Origin of the sequence: Cellulomonas hominis, from assembly GCF_005239125.1 — a bacterium.
GTDB classification, from domain to species: Bacteria; Actinomycetota; Actinomycetes; order Actinomycetales; family Cellulomonadaceae; genus Cellulomonas; species Cellulomonas hominis_A.
In genome coordinates, this window is the sequence record NZ_SZYE01000387.1 from 1 (window position 1) to 705 (window position 705).

Annotated in this window: 1 pseudogene; it reads right to left on the reverse strand. The window is 82.8% G+C overall.

The features are described 5' to 3' along the window. A pseudogene (locus FA014_RS19705) lies at positions 1-279 on the reverse strand (hypothetical protein); the annotation flags it as partial. Positions 280-705 lie beyond the last annotated feature (426 nt).

Genomic DNA, 705 nt, shown 5'->3' on the forward strand with positions numbered 1-705 from the left:
CGCGACCGCGCCGGCGCCGGCCGGCGCGAGCCAGGTGAGCGCCGCGTGCACGCCGAGCTGCCCGGCGACCGCGGCGGGGAGCAGCACCCGGACCGTCAGCGGCCGGCGCGCGAGGGCGGCCGAGCCGACGAGCACGAGCGCGCCGATCAGCGCCAGGGCGCCGCCGGACGGCGCGTGGCCGCCACCGAGGACGTGCGCACCGGACCCGAGCACGAGCACGGTCGTCGCGACGCCGAGCAGGCGCCCCACGACGAGCGCACGCTGCACGGACGGGTCCACGGCGCCGACGCTACGGCATCACCGGGACGAAGGTCCCGGCAGGAGCGGGTGACCGGCGGGGCGCCCGGCGTCGCGGGGTCACCCGGGCCGCGGGCGACGGCGGGCGGCCGGAGCGACGCGCCGGTCGCGCACCGGCCCGGTCACGCACCGCCCGGTCACGCACCGCCCGGTCACCGACCCGCTCGGCCCACCCCCTCCCCCCGGTCGATCCCCGCCGGTCCATCCCCGCCTGGTCACGGCGGACCGGCGGCCCCGGGCCGCGCCGTCCGGGGGCGGGCGGGTCGGCGCGCCGCACCGTAGCCTGCTGGTCGGGGACGGACGACGGCGGGGAGGGCGCGTGACGACGGAGCCGCAGGTCGGCGGGACGCCCGCAGCGCCCGGCCGGGCAGCGCCCGGCCCCGCAGCGACCGGCGCCCCGGGGACCAG